We start from the raw sequence: 25,548 nt of genomic DNA on the forward strand, positions 1-25,548 counted from the left end.
ACTGTAAAACCTGTTTTTTGAATTTTTGCCTGTTTCTGATGTGGGGTTTTGTGGCTGAGGCCCAGAATAATGTCTCCGGAAAGGTCATGGATGCAGTGCATGGTGTACCTGTACGGGGTGCCTCGATAATGCTACACAATGGTCAGGGAACTGTCACCGACCATCTCGGAAGGTTTGTCCTGACCTCATCATATGCCGGGGATACAATTTTCATCTCAAGAGTCGGCTACAGGGAGTTACAGTTGATTTTAGATGACCGGTTACATTTTATCAACATTCAACTGACACCTGCCATTGTTCAATTGAGTGAGGTGATAGTGGCAGGTTCTAACCTGGACAGGAAACTGGTGGATGAACCGGGTGCTGTGGCCATCATTAGCCCTAAAGACCTTCGCAGGGACAATGACCTGGCAATCACCCCGGGCCTGAACAGGATCCCCGGGGTTTATATGCATTCCGGTGCTTTAAACACCAACAGGATCACCATCAGGGGCATAGGTTCCAGATCACTTTTTTCGACCAACAAAATCAAAGCCTATATTAATGACATTCCCTTAACCACAGGTGATGGTGAAACGACCATTGAAGATATTGATTTACAACTCATTGACAGGGTAGAAGTGATTAAAGGTCCGAACTCCAGCATCTTTGGTGCCGGCCTGGGCGGCACGATCAATCTGGCCACCACAGCCGCAAGATATAGAAACACATCTGCAGAGGTTGGTTTTTCAGCCGGATCATACGGGCTTAACCGGTATACTGCCAAAATGCTGCATGGTGATGATAACAAAAACCTGGCCCTCATTTACAACAAAACCCGCCAGGACGGCTACCGGGAGAACAATGAATATGACCGGGAGTCAATTACCTTATTGGCAAAGATTTTTACCAATGAAGGTAACTCCCTTCATATATTCGGCAATTTTATAGCTCTCAAAGCTTTTATTCCCAGTTCGCTCGATAGTGCTACCTTTACCGCCAACCCCCGTGCGGCGGCGTTTACCTGGCAACAGGCTATGGGATTTGAAGATTACAACAAATCGAACCTGGGTATTTCGTATCACATGGCTATCAACGAGCGCTGGCGCAATGAAACCAGCCTTTTCACCAATTTCAGAAATGCTTTCGAACGCAGGCCATTTAATATTCTGACTGAGTCGACACAGGCCCTCGGGGCCCGGACAAAGACCACCTTCAACCATAAACCGGGGAATCGCCCGGTACAATGGGTGCTGGGAGCAGAGTACTTTATAGATTGGTATGACTGGCAAACGCTTGAAAATAACAACAACCTCACAGGTTCGGTATTGAGTAACAACAGTGAGACGAGGTTTTACTTTAATGTGTTTTCACAACTGGACTACGAGGTATTTGATAACACCAGCATTTCACTGGGATTAAATTTCAACAGAACCAATTACGAACTAACTGATTTATTCGCCGATGACAATATTAATCAGTCAGGGGAGTACCGGTTTGAAACTATTTTGTCACCGAGGTTGGCTGTTCTTCACAAACTAAGGGAGAATCGGTCGGTTTATTTTAATGTCAGCCATGGCTTTTCACCCCCCACGCTTGCCGAAACACTTACCCCTGATGGCCTGATCAATCCGGATATAAAACCAGAAAGCGGCTATAACTTTGAATTGGGAAGCCGTGGAACTATGATGGGCAATAGGCTTAGCTACGATGTTTCCCTGTACACCATGAAAATAAGAAACCTGCTGGTGGCCAGAAGGGTAGGTGATGACCAATTTATTGGTATCAACGCTGGTAAAACTACCCATGATGGTATGGAACTGCAATTAAAATACGCATTGATTGACCAGCCTTTTCATCACCTGGATGGATTTGTCAATATGTCTGTAACAGATTACAGATTTGATGATTTTGTAGATGGGGAAAGCGATTTTTCCGGCAATGAACTTACCGGCAACCCTGACAATATTGTTAACTTCGGACTGGACTATGAAATGAATGGCGGGGTTTATGTCCACATCAACAGCCAGTATGTCGACCGCACTCCTGTGAACGATGCAAATACCATTTACGCCTCTTCCTACTTTCTGACCAATGCTAAGGCCGGGTATCGCAGGCCAATTCAAAGCCGGTGGGCACTTGATATTTATGCGGGTGTGAACAATATTTTTGATGAGAAATATGCTTCTATGATTCTGGTGAATGCCGGAAGCTTTGGTGGCAATGCCCCCAGGTACTTTTACCCCGGGCTGCCGGCGAATTTTTTCGGGGGAATATTTCTGAGTTACGACCTCGGGAATTACTAATTGTTTACAGCATCATAGGAAGTACCATCGGACTTTACCTCCCCCTAATCCTTCCCCGGGAAGATGGGCTTGAAACAATATTTCTCCCCGGGGAAGGGTGGACTTGAACCATTGCTTCCTTTAGAATAATTTCTTTGTGTCTTGGTGCCTCTGTGGTTAAAAAAGGGACACCACAAAGGCACCAAGACACAAAGAGACACAGAGGTTTTTGTTTGCGTTGTGTAACAGCCGCGAGACACTTGCGCCCTATAAAGTAGTTGTTGTAATAAAAAAAATGATCTCCGCGAGGCAAAGTACATCTAAATCTATTATTAAATTTTTCATTTAATTTATATATAATAAATATCTGATTAATAGATATATATAATACTATTTTTAGACTAGACTAAAATCCGGAATTCAATATTTTAGGTGCCACTACCCGCACTGTTGAATGCAAGCAACTCCATAAAACCCTCAAAGTTTTTCTGATAGATTTCAGCGTGCTCAGGGTTCGGATAAAAGACCAGGGGTTGCTTATTCAATTCAGGAGCCTGATCAAAATTGTTAATATAACCCAAAGCTTTCAAGGCCAGTACTACCGCCCCATAGGCAGAAAGATCTACCTGGGGAATCACATTGATTTCCACACCAAAAATATCAGCCAGCAATTGACAGAAAAACTCTGACCGTGCAAGTCCGCCGTTAAAGTTGATTTTCTCAATCTTGTCCGAAAGTTGCTGAATGATTTTCGCAATATTCAAAAGGTTAAAGCCAATGCCTTCCAGGCCGGAGCGCATGAAGTGTTGGGGCTGGTGGTGAAGGGAAATACCATAATAAATACCTTTCGCTTCGGTATCCCATACAGGAGCCCTTTCGCCCAAAATCCAAGGAAGAAAAATCAACCCTTCCGATCCGGGGCTAACCGCTGCTGCCTCGGCAAGCAGCTTATGGTAGTCTTTCCCATCTTTGCTTTGATTCATAAATAATGTTTGCAGCCAATTCAATACAATACCTCCATTGTTCACTGCCCCGCCGGCAGCATATAATTGATGATCGATGATATAGTTAAATATCCTTCTGGAAGGGTCTTTTAAAATTTTTTCGGAAGTAACTCTGACCGCACCGCTGGTGCCCAGTGTAAGGCAGCCCTGGTTCTTCTCTAAGGTTAAGGAACCCAGGTTGGCCATAGGGCCATCCCCACCTCCAATGATTATTGGCGTACCTTCACTGATGCCAAGGCTCCTTGTTTCTTCATTGGTTTTAACTTTTAACAGGTGAGTAGTAGGCACCGGGTGGGATAAATGCTCCGGGTTGGTACCGGCTGTTTCCAGGGCATAATCATGCCACTGTAATTTTTCAATATCAAAAAGGCCTGTCGCCGAGGCCAGTGAATGGTCCACCAAAAAGTCATGTCCCAACTTATGCAGGATGTATGCTTTTATAGAAATGAATTTATGGGTTTTTCTGAAGATCTCAGGTAGCGTTTGTCTGATATGGGCAATTTTGCATAAAGGTGACATCGGGTGAATCGGGGTACCTGTCTGCCGGTAAATCTCATCAGCCTTTTGGTTTGCCCTGATGATCCCGGCCTGTTTATTACTGCGGCTATCGGACCAAATAATACATGGTGTTAAAGGATTGCCCATCTTATCTACCGCCAGAAGACTGTGGAGAGCGCTACTAAAAACTATGGCTGCCAGCTTGTGGGGAGGAAGTCTGGTGGTTAGCGTTCGGCAGGCTTTTTTAAAAGCATGGTAGACCGATAAAGGGTACTGTTCATGTTGGTTACCATGATAATCAGTAGGGTAGCATTGATGAACACTGTCCAATATAGCGGTACTTTTGATATCGAAGGCAATGGCCTTGGTGCTGCCGGTACCAATGTCTATCCCTATAATAATCTCTGTCATTGGCGGAAATTAAATAAAAAAAATGTATAAAGTATAACCAGCCATAAACACAGGATTTTTATATAAAGGTCAAAATCCGGCAAAATTTGCCATAAATAACGCAAATCAGGGGGTAATGTAACATTTACCCCCCGTTATTGTGAGATTTCCCATGGTTCCGGTTCAGTTATTTTCACCAAATTTTGGAAGTGTTATTACAAGAAAATTAACAGTTATATAGTTGAATACAGCGAAAAGAATTTTTTTGATATTTAAGCAAAAACAATCACTTATTTTAAGATTTGGCAATAACACTACACAATACACCAGTCTTTTTAAAAATTTAAAAATATTATTATATTACATATACTAATGCGAATTCATGTTTAATTTAAACTCTAATGTAACTATGGGAAAAAACTACTATCACTACTTTCTTGTCTAACATTTCATTTGATTTTTTTGACACAGCTTTTGCTGGTCTTCTCACCTGATTCTTGGGGGATGACGGTGGGGGATAAAATTCTTTATTTCAATGATTGTCATTGAAATTGTTTGCTTGTATTGGAATAAAATTATTTAACTAAATTTTTAACTAAACTTTCTTATGAAAAATAAAGTTTACCATTTCTTGGGAAAGGCGACGCTTGTTGTACTTTTTATGTTTTTCTATTCGACCGCTTATACTCAGAATAGGGTTGTGAAGGGTAAAGTTACGGATGCAGAAAGCAATGAGGGATTGCCAGGTGTTAATGTATTGATCAAGGGCACGACTGTCGGCGTTATTACCGACGCCAATGGGAATTACTCGATTAATGTAAATTCTGATGAAGATATACTTGTGTTTTCGTTTGTCGGCTATTCTACACAGGAAATTACCGTCAGTGCTCAATCGATCATCGATGTAATTCTTGGTTTTGATTTTCAATCGCTTTCGGAAGTGGTTGTGACTGGTTACTCCGTGGATGATCGGAGGGAAACCACGGGATCGGTGTCGACTGTTGACTCAAGGGCACTTCAGGTGGCACCTGTTGGAAACATAGAGCAGCAGTTGCAAGGGCGTGTAGCCGGGGTAACCGTTATTACCAGTGGCCAACCGGGTACAACGAGTATAGTGCGTGTAAGAGGTTTCGGGGCTTTGGGTGGCAATGAACCACTTTACATCGTTGATGGTGTTCCCGTACAATCCACAGAATTCCTTGCCCCGGAGGACATTGAATCTACTACCGTTTTGAAAGACGCCACTGCCGCTTCTATTTATGGGGCCCGCGCGGCAGGTGGTGTAATTGTTTATACAACCAAAAGGGGTAAGAAAGGCAAACAACCGTTAAAAGTAACTTATGATGGTATGGTAGGCTTTACCGATCCGGGAGAGGGACCTCCCATATTAAATCCACAGGAACAGGCTACGTGGACCTGGAACGCCATTAGGAATGCTGCTATTCAAAACAACGCAACCCCCGAGTTCAATCATCCTCAATATGGTACCGGACCGGAGCCAATAATACCTGATTTCCTGTTGGTGGGGTCACAATCGGGTGTAGTTGGATCTGTTGACCTTGGAGCGGAAGCAGAAAGATATAACATCGACCCTGATGCAGGCTCCATTTATCAGGTTATCAGGGCCAATCGGGAAGGTACGGATTGGTACGATGCCATTACCCGCAACGCATTTGTCCAAAGACATAATATCGGCGTTGCAGGTGGTGGTGAAAACAGCCGGTTTTATATGGGATTAGGTGTGCTGGATCAGGAAGGTATTTTACTTCATCAGAGATTACGCAGGTATTCGGTCCGCATTAATTCGGAATTTGACATAATACCCGGTAAAGTACGTATTGGTGAAAATATCCAGGGTACTTATCGTTCTAACCCTATTTTACTTGGGGCTAGCGGGGGATCTGGTGCTTCAGGTGAAGAAAATGTGATTCTTGACGCCTCCAGAATGTCACCCATCATTCCCGTTTTTGATGAGTTCGGTGGATACGCCGGCACTACGGCCCCTGGCTTTAACAATCCACGAAATCCAGTGGCTAACCTGGACGGTCAGGAGAATGATGAGCTATTCTGGGCTGAGGCATTTGGAAATGTTTACCTCGAAGTAGAGCCCATTGAGAATTTGATACTTCGCACCAGTTTTGGTGGGCGCTGGTTTTCGCAACACGAAAGAGCCTTTATCCGGCGTCAATATGAAAACTCTGAAAACAACTCCGCATTTGGGTTCAATCAAAATTCATTCTATGAAACTTCGTGGGTATGGACCAATACCATTAATTATAAAAAGGTATTTGGAGATCACGGATTAGATGTATTATTAGGCCAGGAAGCGCTAAATCAAGGTTCGAGGAGTGAGATTTTAGCGTCTGGTATTAACCCGCTTTCTCAAGATCCGGATTTTGTCACCTTGTCGACAGTCAATTTACCTATCATCAATGGTTTTAATGAGAATGGCGTTAACTTCTCCTCTTATTTTGGAAGGTTAAATTATGATTTTCAAGATAAATATCTTGCTTCTTTCGTGATACGCCGAGACGGTTCTTCCCGCTTTGGCAGGGATAATCGTTGGGGAACTTTCCCTGCTTTTTCAGCAGCATGGCGTATTTCATCCGAAAGCTTCATGGATGGCCTGACCTGGATCGATGACCTGAAAATCAGGGCAGGATATGGGATTATCGGTAATTCCAACAATGTTGATCCGGATAACCAGTTCTGGCTTTTCACTACGGGTATTCCTCAATCCACCTATGATATTACCGGAAGCAATTCCGGGGCAGCCCAGGGCTTTTACCGGCAAAGGTTTGGCAATCCTTCCGCTCAATGGGAAAAGGCAATTACTACCAATATCGGGTTCGATGCACTTTTGTTTGACGGAAAATTGGATTTGATTGTAGACTTTTGGCTAAAAAACACCGAAGACCTGTTGTTCAGGTTACCACTGACCGTACAGACCGGTGATTTTGCCGATGCTCCCTTTGTGAATGTCGGTGAAATGCAAAACAAAGGTATAGACCTTAAAATCGTTAACAAGGGCAAGATCAGTGAACTGGATTATCAAGTTACACTGAACGGTAGTTTTCTTAGAAATGAAATTGTGGCATTGGCAGATAATATAGAAAATCTTCCTGGCCGCAGTGTAAACTACCGGGGTATAACACCCATATTAAATCAGGTAGGACAACCATTATCTGCTTTTTTCGGATACGAGGTAGTGGGACTATTCAGGGATCAGGAGGAAGTGAATAATGCCCCTACTCAGGATGGCGCGGCCCCCGGACGTTTCCGTTTTGCCGACCTCAATAATGATGGCGTAATCGATATAAATGACCGTACAACATTGGGTAATCCCGTGCCGGATTTTACAGGAGGAATGACTATCAAACTCAATTACAAAAGATTTGAGTTAGAGATGTATTCTTTTGCTTCGATAGGCAATGAAATTTACAATATTTCCAAATTGTTTACAGATTTCTATCCGCTTTTTCCGGGAGCTGCTATCAGCGAACGGGTAAAGGACTCCTGGACTTTTGAAAACCGTTCCGGGGAGATCCCTATATTTGAAAATATTTCAAATTTCAGCACGAATACACAATCTAATTCTTTTTATGTGGAAGATGGATCGTTCTTCCGTATGCAAAATGTGACTTTATCCTATAACCTTCCTCAGCCCTTTTTAGACAGACTGGGCATGGAAAAATTCAAGGTATTCGGTAGTGTCAATAACCTTTTTACCATTTCCGGTTACGACGGGCTGGATCCGGCAGTTGGGGGTAATGCCGATACCAATTTCGGGGTTGATTTAGGTAATGTTCCGATTACCAGAACCTATACCATGGGTGTAAATGTGGCCTTCTAATGGGTTTGACTTTATTCAATATTTAACTGTATATGAAGACTTTCACGTATTTGAAATAAATAATTAAGATTATGAAAATAACGAAAATAATCGCTTTAACCTTGTTGATATCGATGGTAATTGTGATGGCTTGTCAAGAATCCTTTTTGGACGTAGCACCTACTGGCTCGCTTCAGGAAGAGCAACTTACCAGCCCGGCCGGTTTGGAAGTTTCATTGATTGCTGCCTACAGTATGCTTTTAGGCCGATCAGGATTTTATTCCGATGCCAGTAACTGGTTTTGGGGAAGTATTCTGGGAGGGGAAGCCAATAAGGGTTCTAATGCCGGAGATCAATCGCAGATGAATGAAGTGCAGGCTTTTGATCCGCAAACAAATAACATATCTGTATTGCAAAAATATACATCGACTTATGAAGGTATAGCACGATCCAATGTTACTATACGACTGGTAGCGAATGCTCAGCCTGTTGTGACAGAAGAAGTAAAGACCAGAATAGCAGCAGAAGCCAGGTTTTTGAGAGGCCATTACTACTTTGATCTCAAGAAAAATTTTGACAATGTGCCTTATGTGGACGAGAGCTGGGATGAGGTTACGCCCGTCAGCAATAACGTGGACATCTGGCCCTTTATAGAGGCGGATTTTCAGGCTGCCTTCGATAATCTGCCTGAAGAGCAGGTAGATATTGGACGTGCCAATAAATGGGCTGCCGCCGCTTATCTTGGAAAAGCTTATTTATTTCAGGGAAAATTCCCTGAAGCCAAGGCTATATTTGACCAGGTGATCGAGGACGGTGTCAATTCTGATGGCGAGAAATATGACCTGGTTGAAAACTATGCCAACGTCTTCAGATCTACTAACGACAACAACGCAGAAACTGTCTTTGCCTCCCAGGCTGCGGCCGGAACCGGCAGTGTTCAAAATGCCAATCCCGGCATGGTGTTAAACTTTCCTCATGGTACTGCGGGGCCTGCAAGGCCAGGAGGTTGCTGTGGATTTTTCCAGCCGAGTTTTGATCTGGCTAATTCTTTCCGTACCGATGCTAATGGATTACCTTTATTGGATAACTCTTACAATGATCCGGCTAATGCACTGGTGACAGATATGGGCTTACAAAGCAGTGATCCTTTTTCTCCGGACACGGGCAATCTCGACCCGAGAATAGACCACTCTATTGGCCGAAGAGGTATCCCTTACCTGGATTGGGGGCCTCATCCCGGTTTCGATTGGATACGGGACCAGCCTTATGGAGGACCTTATTCTCCTAAAAAGTTTATTTATTATCTTGAAGGTTCAGGTTCAGAAAATGATGCCAGTGACTGGACTCCGGGTTATACTGCTGTCAACTATAACATTATTCGTTTTGCAGATGTACTTCTGATGGCCGCTGAGGCCGAGATAGAGGCGGGTACCCTGGACAAAGCCCTTGAATATGTCAATAGGATTCGTGCCAGGGCCGATTCTTCACGGCTTATGCTTGATGATGATGAAGGAGAAGCGGCCAACTATGTGATTGGCGCATATACTACTTTCGCCTCTGAGGAAGAAGCAAGAACGGCGGTACGCTTTGAACGCAAACTGGAACTTTCCGGTGAAGGCCACCGGTTTTATGATCTCGTACGATGGGGCATTGCCGGAGAAGTATTGAATGCCTACCTGGATCATGAAGACCAGTTGCTGAACTCACCATTCGCAGGTGCCTCCTTTACCGCTAGCAAAAATGAGTTTTTACCGATTCCACAAGATGAGATTGACCTCCAGGGGCAGAATATTTTAATCCAGAACCAGGGGTTTTAATCCTATTCCAATATAGCTGAATTTTAGAAAAACCCTGGCGTACTGCGCCAGGGTTTTTTATGGCCCTGTGGCAGTAGCCATAATTTTCCCGAAGTCATAGCATGGCTCAAAGCCATACTATGACTAATTACGTCCTCACCATGATTACGTCTTCACTCACTTCACCAAAACCATTAACAGCATTGTTTTTACCGTATTAAATTATTTATCCCAACAAAACCCTGGCCCGTGAAATTTTTTTATTGATTTAGCCAATACTTCGCTGAAATTGTGATACCCCACCCATCTTGGTAAGGCCGCCCCCGGACAGGCGGTTTTGTGGAAATTTCCTTTTTATCCTTTTACCGGAAAAAAACACATTACCGTGATGAGTTGGCTGCGAATGCCGAAATTATCACAGAAGACATGCATTTATTGGAACGGTTTTACTACAAGATTATGCAGCATATGAGGAAATAAATAGAAAATCTCTCCATTATTTTGTTTCTTTGTTAATGGTGCGACTATCACTTGGACAAACCATTAACTATGAGAAAGGTATTAAATATTTTGGCAATCGGGCTTTTTGTGTGTATATCTTCCTGTATCGAAGATGGCGTAAATGTCGAACAAGAGAGCGGGAAGGCAGTAACATCCATTTTTAACAAATTATCCCCCGAGGAAAGCGGCATCACTTTTACCAATTACCTGGAAGAAGACACTATTATCAATTATTTTACCTACCCTTACATCTACATGGGAGGTGGCATAGCGGTGGGTGATGTGAACAATGACGGTTTACAGGATATATATTTCACTGGAAACCGGGTGAAAAACCAACTCTATTTAAACAGAGGCAACCTTCAATTTGAAGCTATTACCAGTGAAGCTAAAGTTGGGGGAGATGACCGGTGGGTGACCGGCGTAACCATGGCGGATGTCAATGCGGATGGCTGGCTGGATATTTATGTCAGCGTTTCCGGAAAATTTGCCACCACAAAAAACATGCTTTACCTCAACAACGGCCTCAATGAAAATGGCATCCCGGTATTTACCGAAAAGGCTCAGGCCTGTGGCATTGCAGATGAAGGGCATTCCACACAGGGGGTCTTTTTCGACTACGACAGGGATGGGGATTTGGATTTGTATGTAGCCAACTATCCTTACACCAGTTTCAAAACGATGAATATGGCCTACAAGTTTAAAATGGATAAAAAGGACCCGGAACACTCCGATAAGCTTTACAGCAACAATGGGGACGGAACTTTTGAAGATGTCACCAAAGAGGCGGGATTGCTGAATTTTGGTTTGTCACTGAATGTCAGCGTGGGCGATTTCAATAACGATGGCTGGGAGGACATCTACGTTTCCAACGACTTTGCTTCTCCCGATCATTTTTATTTTAACAATGGGGATGGCACATTTAGCGATAAGATCAAAGCAACCACCCAGCATACGGCATTTTTTGCCATGGGAACAGATGCAGGTGATTTCAACAATGACGGTTTGCTGGATATCATACAAATGGATATGACCCCTGAGGATAACCGTAGAAATAAGGCCAATATGGCCAGCATGGACCCTGCTGGCTTCTATGAGATTGTGAACCTGGGCATGCATTACCAATACATGCAAAACACCCTGCAACTCAATAACGGTATCACGGCAGATGGCCTTCCCCATTTTAGTGATATTGCCCGGATGACCGGAACTTCATCCACAGACTGGAGTTGGGCAGGCTTATTTGCCGATCTGGATAATGACGGCTGGAAGGACATTTTTATCACCAACGGTACCAGAAAAGACATTAATAACAAAGACTATTTTACCAAAATTGACAAAGCCAGCCGCAAAACCAGGGAAAGCTTTGATTTTCTGGATTTAAGCCTGAATATTCCCTCGGAAAAGGTTGATAACTATGCTTTCAGGAACAATAAGGATTTAACTTTCAACAATATTATCAAAGAGTGGGGACTGAGTCACGAAGGCTTTTCAAACGGTGCGGCCTATGCCGACCTGGATAATGACGGTGACCTCGATATTGTCATCAATAATATCGATGAGCCTTCCCTCGTATTTCAGAATAAAACCGTTGATCTTAAGCTCGGAAATTATCTCAGGTTTAAGCTGTATGGAAGTGAAAAAAATCCTCTGGGTTTAGGGACAAAAATCCTGATTAAAAACAAAGGCGAAATACAATTTCAGCATCATACATTAACCAGGGGTTTTCAATCATCTGTAGAGCCAGTTATTCACTTTGGTGTGGGGCAGGAGCATGTGGTAGCAGCGGTAGAGATTACCTGGATTGACGGGAAAATTCAGACTTTGAACAAAGTCAAGACCAATCAGGTCTTAACAATCGATTACCGGGATGCCCATGATAGTGCGTATAGTCAGCCGCTTTTAGCAGAAAATGAATTACTGTTTGCCGATGCCACCAGGGATTCGAATATTGACCATCTGCACCGGGAAAACAATTACAATGATTTCCAGTATGAGGTTTTACTTCCTCATGTTTATTCCCAAAGTGGCCCCGGTCTGGCTGTGGGTGATGTCAATGGGGACCAACTCGAAGATTTCTACGTAGGAGGGGCCCTGGGTAGTGCCGGAGCCCTGTATTTGCAAAATGAGGAGGGGACTTTCAGCATTTCAAAATCCGACGTCTGGCAGGATGATCGCGGTCATGAAGACATAGGCGCGACATTTTTTGATGCAGATGGCGATGGGGACCTGGATCTGTATGTAGTAAGTGGTGGCAACGAACGCAGTGAAGGGACCCGGGGATTACAGGACAGATTATATATCAATGACGGTAAAGGGAACTTTAAAAAGGCGCTTTACGCCTTGCCGGAGATGTTAACAAGCGGCTCCAGGGTCAAGGCCGCAGACTATGACAACGATGGGGATTTGGACCTGTTTGTCGGTGGCAGGATAGTTCCCGGATCTTATCCCTTACCTGCCAAAAGCTACATGCTGCGCAATGACGGGCTTGAAAACGGCGAAGTTAGATTTGCTGATGTTACGGAAGATATTGCACCTGATCTGGTCGAAGCCGGATTAGTAACCGATGCCATATGGGTCGATTTTGATCAGGATGACAGGCTGGACCTTGTTGTAACAGGGGAGTGGATGCCTGTGACTTTTTTGAAAAATACCGGAAAAAGTTTTGTGAACAAAACCAGCGATTTTGGTTTGGAAAAATTTACCGGGTGGTGGTACAGTATTGTAGCCGGGGATTTTGATAAGGATGGAGATATGGATTTTGTGGCAGGTAACCTGGGGTTGAACTATAAATATCAGGCCAGCGAGGAAGAGTCTTTTGATGTATATGCTTACGACTATGATAAAAACGGGCGTATTGATATCGTTTTGGGGTATTACAATAATGGAATTCAATATCCGGTAAGGGGCAGACAGTGCTCGGCAGAGCAAATACCGAACATTAAGGTTAAATACCAGGACTATAACTCATTTGCTGAAGCTTCACTGGTGGATGTCTACAGCATGCAAGATCTTGAAGCCTCGTTGCACTACCGGGCCACAACCTTTGCCAGCAGCTATATCGAAAACAAGGGTAACGGTATTTTTGAATTTCGGAAGCTGCCTAATCAGGCCCAGGTATCCTGTGTAAATGGTATGCTTACGGAAGACTTTAACCAGGACGGGCATCTCGATATCCTGGTAGCCGGAAACCTTTACGGTGCTGAGGTAGAAACTACCCGCAATGATGCAAGTTATGGCAAATTTCTGGCAGGAGATGGCAAAGGCAATTTCCGGGCAGTACCCTTTTCGGAAAGCGGTTTTTACTTAAAGCATAATACCAAAGATCTGGCCAGGATTCAAACCCCCCACGGTGTTGTCATTCTAGCCGCCAATAACAACGATTACCTGAAAGCCATCAAAGTAAATAATACCTCCAAAAAGAAATCCCTTGCCACTTTCTAGTGCTAACCCATTTGTACGCCGCAGCTTTAGGGAAGGGGTATGCGATACTTCTTATATTGACCGTGTTTGCATAAGGCTTTAGTGGCTTTAGCAGGCACAATGTTAGCATGGGTCTTTGGGAACGGCGACCTGGCTATAGAACAACTATTCTTTTGCTACTATATTTTAAATCCGAATCCTTCCTCTATCTTTGCATAAACAAACAGTCGTATAGTCAATGAGTGAACATGCAGAAGTGAAACCTTCTTTGAATTTTATAGAAGAAATCATAGAAGAAGATTTAAAAAAAGGTAAAAACGAGGGCCGGGTACATACCAGGTTTCCTCCGGAACCTAATGGATTCCTGCATATTGGACACGCAAAATCCATTTGTCTGAACTTTGGCATAGCGGAAAAATACAATGGATTGTGTAACCTTAGATTTGATGATACCAACCCGGAAAAGGAAGAACAGGAATACATTGACGCTATAAAAAAAGATATTCAATGGCTGGGTTTTAATTGGGATGACAGGGAATACTACGCTTCTGATTATTTTCACAACCTGTACGAATTTGCCATTCAGCTTATTAAAGAGGGCAAAGCCTATGTGGATGATCAAACGGCAGAAGAAATTGCCGCCAGCCGGGGCACACCTACGGAACCAGGCCGTGAGAGTCCTTTCCGTGACAGACCGGTAGCGGAAAACCTGCAACTGTTTGAGAAAATGAAAAATGGCGAATATGATGAAGGTGCGAGCGTGCTCAGGGCTAAAATCGATATGGCCTCCCCCCATACTTATCTGCGAGACCCGGTAATGTACAGAATCAAGCTTGCCGAACATCCGAGAACCGGCAATCAATGGTGTATTTATCCAACCTATGACTGGGCTCATGGGCAGTCCGATGCGTTGGAGGAGATCACCCATTCACTCTGCACATTAGAGTTTAAAGTACACCGGCCCCTGTATGACTGGTACATAAAAACATTGGGAATTTTTCCCTCCAAGCAAAGGGAATTTGCCCGGTTGAATCTGGCTTATACCGTACTTTCCAAAAGAAAACTCCGGCAAATGGTGGAGGAAGGTTACGTAAGTGGGTGGGATGACCCCAGAATGCCCACACTTTCAGGCATGAGAAGGAGAGGTTACACCCCCGGGTCGATTAAAAACTTTTGTGATACGATTGGTGTTGCAAGAAGGGATGGTGTGGTCGATATGGCATTGCTGGAACATAGCATAAGAAATGATCTCAACAAGGTGGCGCGCAGAGTGATGGGCGTGCTGAGGCCGCTGAAAGTTATAATAACCAATTTCCCCGAAGGGGAAGTTGCCATGTGCACCGCCATCAACAACCCGGAAGATGAAAACGCCGGGACCCGTGAAATACCTTTTGCCAGGGAGGTTTACATAGAAAAAAACGACTTCATGGAGGACCCTCCCAAAAAGTTTTTCAGGCTGGGACCTGGCAGGGAGGTACGGCTAAAATACGCCTACATAATCAAGTGTGAAAGTTATGACAAAGACCCGGCAACCGGTGAAATTACAACTGTTTATTGCTCCTATGACCCCGACACCAAAAGCGGAGCGGATACCAGTGGTAAAAAAGTAAAAGGCACTTTGAGCTGGGTTGCTGCGGCTCATGCCGTGGATGCTGAACTGCGGTTGTATGATCGTTTGTTTTCAGTGGAAGATCCGGAAGGCGATAAGGAAAAGGACTTTAAAGCATTTATCAATCCCGATTCGCTGGAAATTTTAACAGGCAGTAAGGTTGAGCCGGGTTTAAGGTCGGCCTCGGTTTTGGAGCATTTTCAATTCGAGAGACAAGGCTATTTCAACGTGGATCCTGACTCCGCCCCCGAAAAACTCATTTTTAACAAAACGGTTGGGCTACGCGATAATTGGGCCAGGATGCAGCAAAAGAAGCCATAAAAATCGGTATACCAATGCTCCGGGCCTGTAAAAAACTAATGACCGGGGCTGTCCGATAAGTTTGATTGAGTCAGTAAACGGCGAATTTTATTGGGCTCAGCGTTTGTTGACACCTCCCCGCCTCCCTCAAGGGGAGAGTTTTTATCCATGGCGACTACCGCCAGTTGAGGTGTAGTCAAACCTTACACCCTCCTTGAGGAAGTCAGGAGTGTGTGCCGGTCGTTGAAGCAAATAAAATTTAGTTGCAGGTCGAAACTTCTCCACAAGTGCCCTTTTTGTTTTATAGGCAAAACCAAGGTTGATCTGCTGTCCAATAATCGTCCAACTCAATGCTTCAAATAAATCTTTAATACCAATCAGGCGTAACCCCCAATATTTGTCTATCAGGGGATTTAAGATGGGATATCTTGCGCCAATATCATAAAATGCCTTCAAGTCCGTTTGCAGGTCAAACCACCGGTTAATATAAGATTTGATCAAAGCTTGATGGTTTGGAGATGAATCCCCCCACAGTAGGCTCACCTGTAAAACACTCTGGTTATAAGTAATCGAAACAAGCGAAATATTATTCTCAATATTAAGTGCTTTGATGATTGTATTTTTGTTAATTTGATGCAGACAATCGTCAAATCCCCGGTGTAGGAAACTCAGACATTCCTGGTAGTTGAAGATCTCGGGAGGTTTGATTTTTAGGGTTGTCATACAATCGGCTTACTGTTTGGCATTCAAAACCAAATAGGCTGGAAATATACAAAATCACTGTTAAATTTTTAATGCTGAATTTTATGCCAAGGCCCTACATTTTATCAGAAACAAATTGGAAAACCGTTAAATACGCAGACTACGAGGTGGCCGTATTACCTTGGGGCGCCACCGAAGCCCACAATTATCACCTGCCCTACGCTACTGATAATATACAATGTGACTTCATCGCAGCAGAATCGGCACGGATGGCCTGGGAAGCCGGGGCGAAAGTCATCGTTTTGCCTACTGTGCCGTTTGGCGTCAATACGGGGCAACTGGATATCAAGCTTAACCTCAATCTCAATCCTACCACACAATTGGCTATTATCAAGGACATTGCAGCTACCATTCAGAGAAGCAAAATACCCAAGTTGGTGATTATGAACGGCCATGGCGGTAACGATTTTAAGCAGATGGTGAGAGAAACCGGTCAGTTTTTCCCGGATTTATTTATAGCATCCCTCTCCTGGTTTAAAGTGGTGGACGGAAACGGATATTTTGAGGATTTGGGAGACCATGCTGGCGAGATGGAGACCAGCTTGATGATGCATTTTGTACCTGAAATTGTGCTTCCATTGAGCGAAGCGGGCGATGGTAAGGCAAAACGTTTTAAAATAAGTGCTATGCAGGAAGGCTGGGCATGGGCTGAAAGGTCATGGTCGCAGGTAACCAGGGATACAGGAATAGGCAACCCTTCAAATGCTAATGAAACAAAGGGCAAAGCCTATTTTCAGGAAGTAACCAAAAAAATTGCCGGGTTTTTTACAGAATTAAGTAAACTTGATAATAATGACCTGTACGAATAAATGGTAGCTGAATGATTTTCATTGTTGCCTGAATGCTCTGACTGAGTTGCTGCCGGCATTTTTCATATTCGTTAAAATTTTTGGGAAAAAGAATATTTGTTTAATTTAATAATGCATAGGGTAATTGGAATTATTAAAGGGAAATAAATAGATTTATTGCATATTTGTTTATGGATGCTATTCATACCACGATTGGACTTTTTGCCATCCTGGCAGGATTCATCATTTGTTATAAGGATAAGGGTACAAGAAAACATCGGCTTTGGGGAAGGATTTATATCATCAGCCTGATATTATTGGGGATTACTACCTTTCTGTTCCGGGATCCACGGCCAGGAATCGGTGCATACAAGATGTTTATCATCCTGAGTCTTTTATTTATCCCTGCTGCCGTTTATCCCCTGGTTTTTCGCAAATACATCAAAGTTTGGGTGGTTTGGCATTATACTTTTATGTTATATTCGTTTTTATTTCTTTTAATTGCCTCCGTTACCCTTTTTATTGATGATTTAAGGGACTTTCTGATGACCTTTAAAATTATCGAATCAGAGGCTAATGTGGTTAGCAGGGTTTTGTTTTGGTTTCTTCCCTTTATTATCGGCACCATTTGGATTTTTAGCAAGAAGCGTGCCTATGAAAGCAAGTTCAGAAATCTGATGATGCGCCCTCCGAAGTAAACAGGAAAGTCAGCAACTTCAGAGAGCGACAGTGGTTGATTGGACACTCAAAACTGACTCCGCCTTAGAGAAGGGCAGGAGGGTGTTCCTATCGCCAAAAGCAAATAAAACTTGATTACAAGTCGAAACATAATAACTTACCGGACAGCCCCATGACGCTTTTAAAATCAAGAGCCAGCGATAAACCGAGCCACGGTTCTGGCGATGATCTTGGCACCATGGGCATTTGGGTGGATGCCGTCAGGAAAATGTTGTGGTTGGTTAGACAAGGGACGGTAAAGGTCTATCACAGGGATGGACAAATCCTTACCAACACTGTCGATTTTTGGGATTACCTGTCTGGTGATCACCGTATCGTTGATATCTTTGCCGGCAAAATACAGGGGCGCAGGAAAACATATGTAAACCTCTGGCCGTGCAGGCAGGTTTTTAAACGAATTGATCATTTCCGTATAATCACGGACAAACTGATCCTTGTGTGTCCAGTTATGAAACTTGGCGTCATTGGTTCCCAGTTCGATCACGACAATGTCGGGGTTGTAACGGATGGCTTCCATATATGCCGATTCAACCCAATATGGAAAATCGCCTGTTTTCAGAAGAGTACGCCCTGATACACCGAAGTTTTTTACTTCGTACTTTTCTCCCAGGATTTTACTCAGTTGGGCTGGGTAAGCATTTTCATCCCTGTTTTTGATACCCATACCGTAGGTAATACTGTCACCAACGCATGCTATTTTGATTTTTCCCTCGTCATTTTTATCCTGGTTTGGCATTTGGCAGGATGGAATTAAAAGCATCAAAAACAGAAAAAAGTAAATCCGGAGGTTAAAAGAATGGGATACTAACATTTCATTATAAGCAAAAATCACACCAATGATACAAATTTTTTATCTTTTTTAATAAATTCTCTAAAAAAAATTGAGGGTGATTGTGTTTTGGTTTGTATTATTTAACAAACAATTTCCGGTATGTAAAAATTCTACATAATTCTTTTTTGTGTTTTTAATAAAATGGTGATGAATAGCAATAAAATGTGTAGAAGCCGGAATGGTATAATATTCTTGTTTATAACTTTGTTTTTTTTGAGTTGTAGTGACGATGATGTAGAGGAGGTAATGGAACCGGTTGCCTTTGCTAATGTAGATGGGGAACTGGTTCCATACTTTGAAAGGTTTCAGGAGGAAGCGGCGGCAAGAGGCATTTCGGTGGATTTGGCTACGGCAGAGATCGAAGGGGTGATAGAAGAAATTGATGAACAGCATGTGGCCGGTCAGTGTTCTTATGGCCGATTCAGAAACCCCAGGTTAGTTACTATAGATGCTTCTTTTTGGAGAAGGTCTTCTGACCGGTTCAAAGAGTTTATTGTGTTTCATGAACTGGGCCACTGTTATTTGAATCGTGGTCACCTCGAAAGTGCTTTTTCAAATGGCGTTTGTGTAAGTATTATGAGAAGTGGTGTGGGTGATTGCTTCGATAACTACCATGTCAATACAAGGGAGTATTACATCAATGAGTTATTTGAGCAGGAGTTCGCACGCTAGGTTGGTTGGTTTTGAGGTTTGAGATAAGATACCGGCTTTTCCCAAAAAGCCGGTATCGAAACCTTTTTGCAATGAATTATTGCTTAAGCAACAATTTTTCTTCAGTGGAAACCTCAAAAGATACCCGACGGTCTCTTAAATTTTCCAGGTTGTAGACACGACTGAAACTCTGTTGAATATCGATGGTTTCAGAAAATATTTCATTTTTATTATCGTTGAAAATTCTGACAAACACGGCTTCGTTAATTACACCCAGCACATCTAGTTTCAGTTTATTTTCATTCTTTTCCACAGGATTCAGCCTTGCCCTGATAATTTTGTTTTCAGTGGGCGCTTGCAGTTTGTACTCTAAAACTTTTTCTGCCATGCCTTCACAATCGGTTATTTCAAACCTGTATTTTCCTGCAACCAGTTCTTTGAAATTATAAGGCCGCACAAATCCGTTTTTGTTATAGATTTTGTCGGTGTGAACCAATACATTTTCGGCATCAAAAATGCGAATAGTGACTTTTCCTTTTTTTTCTCCCTGGTAAAACAGTTTAACTACCGGTTGGCTGGGATTGGCTACTAATTTACTGCTCTTAGCAGGATCCACCCCATCGACTCCCCCTGCCAGGAGGTATCCCGGAAATAAAATCATAACCAGGAAGACTAACTTCATTGTGTTTTTCATTTTGAATTTTAGTTTAAATGTTTCAGTTTAAATTTGCTGCAAATGTAGGCTTCTTCCGGGTTGCCTAAAACAGGTTTGTATTATCTAATAGTTACTTATAGCCAGCCATAAACGGCCTGGGCGTAATATTTTGGGCCATTCAGGGGTTAAATGCCAGGTTTCAAATTGTTGACAAATTGCCAGCGACCAAAAACGCGGTAAGAACGATGGGTTATTATACGGGTTTCAAAATTTTATTGGGATCAGCTGAATGGTGGCAGAACGGCACAAATTTAACGATTAGGTAATATCATGTAATATTCAATATACCTTTTCTATACAAATAAATGGACCCAAAAGTAAGATTTGGCTATAAAAAAAGAACAGTTAGCCGGGAATCCATGCTAACTGTCTTTTAAAGTTTATAAAACTTATTACTAATGGGTTTTTTTTAATGAAAAAGCTTGGTTTTGGTAACCCCTAATTTTATAATTAAAATATTAAAATCACCGATTAGCCCCGGATGAGACCGGAAGATTTTGTAATATTGGACAGCACTATTGAAGTATTTATGAACACCGAACCTATTCAACGCAGCAGAGCCCAGGAGTCGAGGTCTGCTATTGAGAGATTATATATTATCATGCGCCACCTTTTTATCAGAGGTGGCTATAAACCTCTTGGAATTTCCGGAGAATCATTGGTGCAGGCATTATTAACCCTGAGGCCCGAGATTTATGGCCTGATTGCCGATAATGAAAGGGTTGAATTGGATGGGTTGCTTTATGTTATTGACCGGCTTCCCAAGGGGATTGAAGAATGCCGGTTCATCAGATTGATTTCCAAAGAGGGCCTGGACAAAACCAATTTCCAGGCAATAGTTCCCCTCAAGAGGCGAAGAAACTGCTACCGGATAGATAAGGACCAAATGTACATAGAGCTAACCCGCGGGAGAAGTGATATTTATGACATCCTGACCCACCTGACTTTTCTTTACATAGAGGCCGAAAAAATTAAATTGCATGGCCTGGATCAAAAAGGTGGGAAAACCCAGGCGTGGCTAAAACTGGAGGAAACTATCACACGTGAATATCAGGGCAAGGAATTTAACAAAGAGATCGCTTATACCTATCTGAGTACGGTTATTGGAAGAACATACGAAGAAACTGCCAGAGCAGGTGAAAGTTTTTATGAAAATGAGAATCGTCATAGCCTTTTTCACACGATTTATTGGTTAGGAAAGCTGGCTATTGATGAGGAAAAAGGTAAGGGGGACAGGGAGATCAATTTTTCAGCGACCTTGAGAGAAAGGATCGGACATCATGTTTATGGTGAGCTTTGGGCTGATAACATTAAAAACTATCTGTGGGAACACGATTTGATGCAGCGGCCGGTACATATTATTAGTTCTAATTTACACAGTGTGATTAATACCTTGTATGGTTATAAGGTGCTAAGAAATACCCTCAAAACTGACAAGTTGGAAATCATTGCCCGCCAGCTTAGCATTTTGAAAAATGAAAAATCCCGTGAAAAGGTGAAAAAATATGCCAGGGAAAACGGGCTGTACGAAATCCCTGACCAGTCGGGCACAAACCTGGCTGTACAAATCATTGACATGGCCAAACTTGATCTCAAATCTTTGCCTAAAGAGCTTTCGGTTGATGAAACTAAAATCAAGGACCATCAGCCAATCATTCTGGTGATGGATTATGCTTTTGGTGAACAGGCGTTCGAGACCATGGATGAATTGCTGAAACCTTTTGAAAAAGACGGTAAAGCATATCCGTTAAAAGTGGATTCTATCTCAATAATGGGTAAAGCCGGTATATTGACTGGTAAAAAAAGCGATATCATGGTGCCAAGCTCCCACATTTTTGAAGGTACTGCCGACAATTATCCTATTGACAACGAGTTTTCTTGTAAAGATTTTGAAGGTCATGACCTGCAGGTATTTGAAGGGCCCATGGTCACTGTTCTTGGCACGTCATTGCAAAACAAGGATGTGCTTGAATACTTCCTTGATTCATCCTGGAAGGCCGTAGGATTGGAAATGGAAGGCGCCCATTACCAAAAGGCCATTCAGTCGGCCTCCAAAATCAGGAACAGCATCAAGAAAACCGTAAAATTACGATATGCCTACTATGCTTCTGATAATCCGTTAATCACTGGCAAAACCCTTGCTTCCGGCAGCCTGGGCCAGGATGGCGTAAAACCCACTTATCTGATTACCGTGCAAATTTTAAATAAGATTTTAGGTTAAAAGCATCATTCCATCACCACAACAGCCAGCTTTTTGTTATTGGCACTTACTGTCGGCCGGTTAAACTTTGATGTAATCCCGTAATCAGATAAATCCGCCACTTTAGACCAATTGATGTCCGTTTTAGCATTGTATTTAAAGAGTGCGTTACCCTGTCCCATAAGAAACGTTCCATCATTCAAAATGCAAAAGTCTTCCGAACCGGGTAATGTATCGATAACGTCAGTCATCACCAGATTATCGGGGTTGAGGGATTTAATCACCCAGTGGATTGCGTCTTTTTTTTGGACAAAGGTTAGCAGGTTTTCGCCAGGCATAGGGTGCAGAGCCCGGCCAATCTTTTCTGTAACCCGGAGCGAATTGCCAGTGATGGTATTGCCAATCTGTAAAGTATTAGGCTCGCCCGCAATGAACAATCCCAACCTTTGGTCGTCAATCCAGCAGTGATAACCCACAAACTTAATGTGTTCGAAAACGGGGGATCTTCCCCGCCCATTCATTTTGTATTTCCATAACCGCTGATCTCCGTTTTCTTCTACCATGATGCAGGTAAAATATTTGTCTTTTTTGATAGGAATAGGTGAATATTCACTTACATAGGTGTTAAAGATCTTCTTTGTTTTTCCTGACTTTAAGTTGTAACTATAAATATTAGTGTGATTACCCGCCTCCATGGATGTGAACAGTATCTTTTTTCCTTTATGGTAAAAATGTGGCTGGTTATCATAACCAGGCCGTTCTGTAATATTAATAGGATTGGCAATCGAAACATTGTCAAGCGCAATTGCTAAGTCAAAAAGGTAAATTTCACTTCCCTGTTGTCCATATATATATCCTGATGAAAAAATCAGGATAAAAAAAATGTGCCGGTGCATAATGAAATTATTTTGATTGGTATTTTAAGATATCCAGTTTTATTACCCGAATTTAGTTAAATTGTTGTTACTACATTCTGAAAATAATTTTATTTTTCCCGGAACCCTTGCCCGGGCCTGATAGGGTCGACAGGGGAGCGGTCTATCAAAAACAGTGGAAAAGTGTTGCTGTTGGCAGATTGGATTTGAGAAAAGGTACGCAAACCATCATCATAAACAGGAATGCCGTTGATCCGAGCGGGCAAATAGCACTAAAAGCTTTGTTGTTAAAGAAGCAAATTAATGAGGATGAAGCTATGTAATGTCAAAATATTTAATATTTTTAATTAAAGTTTAACCTAAAAGACATGGGCGACCTGAATGTAAAACTGGTGACTACCCAAAAGCAGCTCAATGATTTTACAAAGCGGCTTTTGCTGGATGTGCAAGCCCTGGAGAGGATGATAGATGAGGACTGGTTTGACGATAGTCCGGCCCGCATTGGAGCCGAACAGGAAATTTGCCTGATAGATCGGTATTATAAACCGGCCCCGGTGGCCATGGAGTTACTGGATAAACTGGGAGACGATAACTTTACCACTGAGCTCGCCAAATTCAACATCGAGGCCAATCTGCCACCTCTGGATTTTACCGGGGGGTGTTTTTCTACGCTTGAAAATAACATCGACGCATTGCTGAACAAGCTCAGAAAGACGGCCAATGACATGGACATAGATTTTCTCATTACAGGAATACTTCCTACCCTGAGAAAGTTTGATATGGACCTTGATAATTTAACACCCCTGCAACGTTATCACGCCCTGATGAAAGCCATCAGTAAGTTAAGAGGCAGGATGTATGAGCTAAGGATCAAGGGGATTGATGAGCTTAATTTGAAGCATGACTCTGCCATGTTGGAAGCCTGCAATACCAGCTTTCAGGTACATTTGCAGGTCAGGCCCGAGGAGTTTGTGGAAAAATACAACATTGCCCAGGTACTTACTGCCCCAACCATTGCCATTGCCTCAAATTCGCCATTGTTGTTTGGCAAAAGGCTTTGGAGTGAGACCCGTGTCGCCTTATTTCAGCAATCGATCGACACCCGCACTGCCGGTGAACACCTCAGGGACAGGAGCCCCAGGGTGACTTTTGGAAATCAATGGCTGCAAAACTCCATACTGGATTTGTACAAAGAAGATATTGTTCGTTTCAGAGTGATGTTAATGACACAGCTCGAGGGTGATGTTATGAAATTGCTCGACGATGGGATTACACCAAAGTTAAGGGCCTTGACCATCCATAACTCCACGGTTTATCGCTGGAACCGCCCCTGTTATGGAATAAGCAGCAATGGCAAACCGCATTTCAGAATAGAAAACCGGGTACTGCCAGCCGGGCCAAGTGTCATTGATGAAGTTGCCAACGCAGCCTTTTGGCTGGGGTTGATGAATGCCTTTGGCAACCACTACCCAAACGTAAACCAGCTAATGGATTTTGACGACGCCAAGTCAAATTTTATGGCTACTTCATTTAATGGTATTAATAGTGAAATTACCTGGTTTAATGGTAAAAAACTGGGGGTCAGTAAGTTGATTAAAAATGAGTTGTTGCCTATTGCCCGTGAAGGACTGGAAAACAACAACGTCAGCAAGGGAGATATTGACCGGTACCTGTCGGTTATAGAAGAAAGAAATGAGGTGCGGCAGAATGGGACAGTCTGGCTGCTGAATTCCTTCTCCAAATTGTCAAAGGAACAACGAACCAGGGAAGAGGTGATGATTGCTATTTCTTCGGCCATGGTTGAAAATCAAAAAAAAGGAGTTCCTGTACATCAATGGAAAGATGCCTGTGTAAATGATATTAATAGCTGGCATCCTTCCAAGATTTTGGTGGAAGAGTTTATGACTACCGATATATTCACAGTACATAAAGATGACATACCGGAGTTGGTCGCTGATATTATGGACTGGCAAAAGATCAGATATACCCCTGTTGAGGATGAAAAAGGAAAACTGACGGGGTTAATTACTTCCAGGACGCTTTTACGTTATTTTTGTATCAAGCATAAGCTGGGAGAAAAGCTGGAAAAAACGGTAAATGATTTAATGATTAAAGATCCGATATCCATTTCTCCTAACGCGACCATTATTGAGGCCATGAATCTGATGAGAGAGTCGGGCATTGGTTGTCTTCCTGTGGTCAACAATGATAAATTGGTTGGTGTAGTAACCGAAGGAAATTTTATTAACATAACGGGCAGTCTGTTGAATATATTAAAAGAGAAAAGGATAAGCTAAACCACCAAACCACCAAGATAAACAAATAGAGTTAATAAATAAATAGCGTTAAGGTGATAGAATAAACACAATA

Annotated in this window: 16 protein-coding genes; 11 read left to right on the forward strand and 5 right to left on the reverse strand. The window is 42.8% G+C overall.

The window, feature by feature from the left end:
* The first annotated feature begins 17 nt into the window (after positions 1-17).
* On the forward strand, positions 18-2,285 hold the full coding sequence (locus AC04NP_RS08505) for a TonB-dependent receptor (RefSeq protein ID WP_482859154.1): 2,268 nt from the start codon (positions 18-20) through the stop codon (positions 2,283-2,285).
* 407 nt (positions 2,286-2,692) lie between these two features.
* Here AC04NP_RS08505 and AC04NP_RS08510 read toward each other — a convergent pair whose 3' ends face one another.
* On the reverse strand, positions 2,693-4,177 hold the full coding sequence (locus AC04NP_RS08510) for a gluconokinase (protein WP_482859155.1): 1,485 nt from the start codon (positions 4,175-4,177) through the stop codon (positions 2,693-2,695).
* A 586-nt stretch (positions 4,178-4,763) separates the two neighbouring features.
* On the opposite strand from AC04NP_RS08510, the gene AC04NP_RS08515 reads away from it, so the two are divergent.
* The 4 genes from AC04NP_RS08515 (at position 4,764) to AC04NP_RS08530 (ending at position 15,638) form a co-directional block, all read left to right on the forward strand.
* Complete coding sequence (locus tag AC04NP_RS08515; protein ID WP_482859157.1) at positions 4,764-8,009, forward strand: SusC/RagA family TonB-linked outer membrane protein; 3,246 nt, start codon at positions 4,764-4,766, stop codon at positions 8,007-8,009.
* 71 nt (positions 8,010-8,080) lie between these two features.
* Complete coding sequence (locus AC04NP_RS08520; protein WP_482859158.1) at positions 8,081-9,805, forward strand: RagB/SusD family nutrient uptake outer membrane protein; 1,725 nt, start codon at positions 8,081-8,083, stop codon at positions 9,803-9,805.
* 528 nt (positions 9,806-10,333) lie between these two features.
* Positions 10,334-13,729: a VCBS repeat-containing protein gene (locus AC04NP_RS08525; RefSeq protein ID WP_482859159.1), complete on the forward strand. Its 3,396-nt coding sequence runs from the start codon at positions 10,334-10,336 to the stop codon at positions 13,727-13,729.
* A gap of 217 nt (positions 13,730-13,946) precedes the next feature.
* Entirely contained in the window at positions 13,947-15,638 is a 1,692-nt protein-coding gene (locus AC04NP_RS08530; RefSeq protein ID WP_482859161.1) for a glutamine--tRNA ligase/YqeY domain fusion protein, read from the forward strand.
* A gap of 141 nt (positions 15,639-15,779) precedes the next feature.
* On the opposite strand, the gene AC04NP_RS08535 is transcribed toward AC04NP_RS08530, so the two are convergent.
* Entirely contained in the window at positions 15,780-16,340 is a 561-nt protein-coding gene (locus AC04NP_RS08535) for a DNA glycosylase (protein ID WP_482859162.1), read from the reverse strand.
* Positions 16,341-16,423: 83 nt separating this feature from the next.
* Between AC04NP_RS08535 and AC04NP_RS08540 the strand changes: the two genes are divergently transcribed.
* Together AC04NP_RS08540 and AC04NP_RS08545 are read left to right on the forward strand one after the other, a co-directional pair.
* Positions 16,424-17,188, forward strand: coding sequence for a creatininase family protein (locus AC04NP_RS08540; protein ID WP_482859163.1), 765 nt, complete (start codon positions 16,424-16,426; stop codon positions 17,186-17,188).
* A 170-nt stretch (positions 17,189-17,358) separates the two neighbouring features.
* The gene (locus AC04NP_RS08545) at positions 17,359-17,865 is read left to right on the forward strand and encodes a DUF2306 domain-containing protein (RefSeq protein WP_482859164.1); all 507 of its coding nucleotides are present in this window, start codon (positions 17,359-17,361) and stop codon (positions 17,863-17,865) included.
* Between the two features lie 167 nt (positions 17,866-18,032).
* On the opposite strand, the gene AC04NP_RS08550 is transcribed toward AC04NP_RS08545, so the two are convergent.
* Positions 18,033-18,641 carry a GDSL-type esterase/lipase family protein gene (locus tag AC04NP_RS08550; RefSeq protein WP_482859165.1) on the reverse strand — a complete coding sequence of 203 codons (609 nt, stop codon included), beginning with the start codon at positions 18,639-18,641 and terminating at the stop codon, positions 18,033-18,035.
* A gap of 309 nt (positions 18,642-18,950) precedes the next feature.
* Here AC04NP_RS08550 and AC04NP_RS08555 point away from each other — a divergent pair, with 309 nt between their 5' ends.
* The gene (locus AC04NP_RS08555) at positions 18,951-19,409 is read left to right on the forward strand and encodes a hypothetical protein (protein ID WP_482859166.1); all 459 of its coding nucleotides are present in this window, start codon (positions 18,951-18,953) and stop codon (positions 19,407-19,409) included.
* 76 nt (positions 19,410-19,485) lie between these two features.
* On the opposite strand, the gene AC04NP_RS08560 is transcribed toward AC04NP_RS08555, so the two are convergent.
* Positions 19,486-20,082, reverse strand: a complete 597-nt coding sequence (locus AC04NP_RS08560) for a hypothetical protein (protein ID WP_482859167.1) — start codon at positions 20,080-20,082, stop codon at positions 19,486-19,488.
* A 550-nt stretch (positions 20,083-20,632) separates the two neighbouring features.
* On the opposite strand from AC04NP_RS08560, the gene AC04NP_RS08565 reads away from it, so the two are divergent.
* Complete coding sequence (locus AC04NP_RS08565; protein ID WP_482859222.1) at positions 20,633-22,324, forward strand: DUF6909 family protein; 1,692 nt, start codon at positions 20,633-20,635, stop codon at positions 22,322-22,324.
* A gap of 5 nt (positions 22,325-22,329) precedes the next feature.
* On the opposite strand, the gene AC04NP_RS08570 is transcribed toward AC04NP_RS08565, so the two are convergent.
* A complete protein-coding gene (locus AC04NP_RS08570) occupies positions 22,330-23,199 on the reverse strand; it encodes a TolB family protein (RefSeq protein ID WP_482859168.1) in 870 nt (289 codons plus the stop codon).
* Between the two features lie 107 nt (positions 23,200-23,306).
* Here AC04NP_RS08570 and AC04NP_RS08575 point away from each other — a divergent pair, with 107 nt between their 5' ends.
* Together AC04NP_RS08575 and AC04NP_RS08580 are read left to right on the forward strand one after the other, a co-directional pair.
* Positions 23,307-23,501, forward strand: a complete 195-nt coding sequence (locus AC04NP_RS08575) for a hypothetical protein (protein WP_482859169.1) — start codon at positions 23,307-23,309, stop codon at positions 23,499-23,501.
* A 45-nt stretch (positions 23,502-23,546) separates the two neighbouring features.
* Complete coding sequence (locus AC04NP_RS08580) at positions 23,547-25,475, forward strand: glutamate-cysteine ligase family protein (RefSeq protein WP_482859170.1); 1,929 nt, start codon at positions 23,547-23,549, stop codon at positions 25,473-25,475.
* Positions 25,476-25,548 lie beyond the last annotated feature (73 nt).

Source organism: Agaribacillus sp. DX54 (assembly GCF_056858335.1).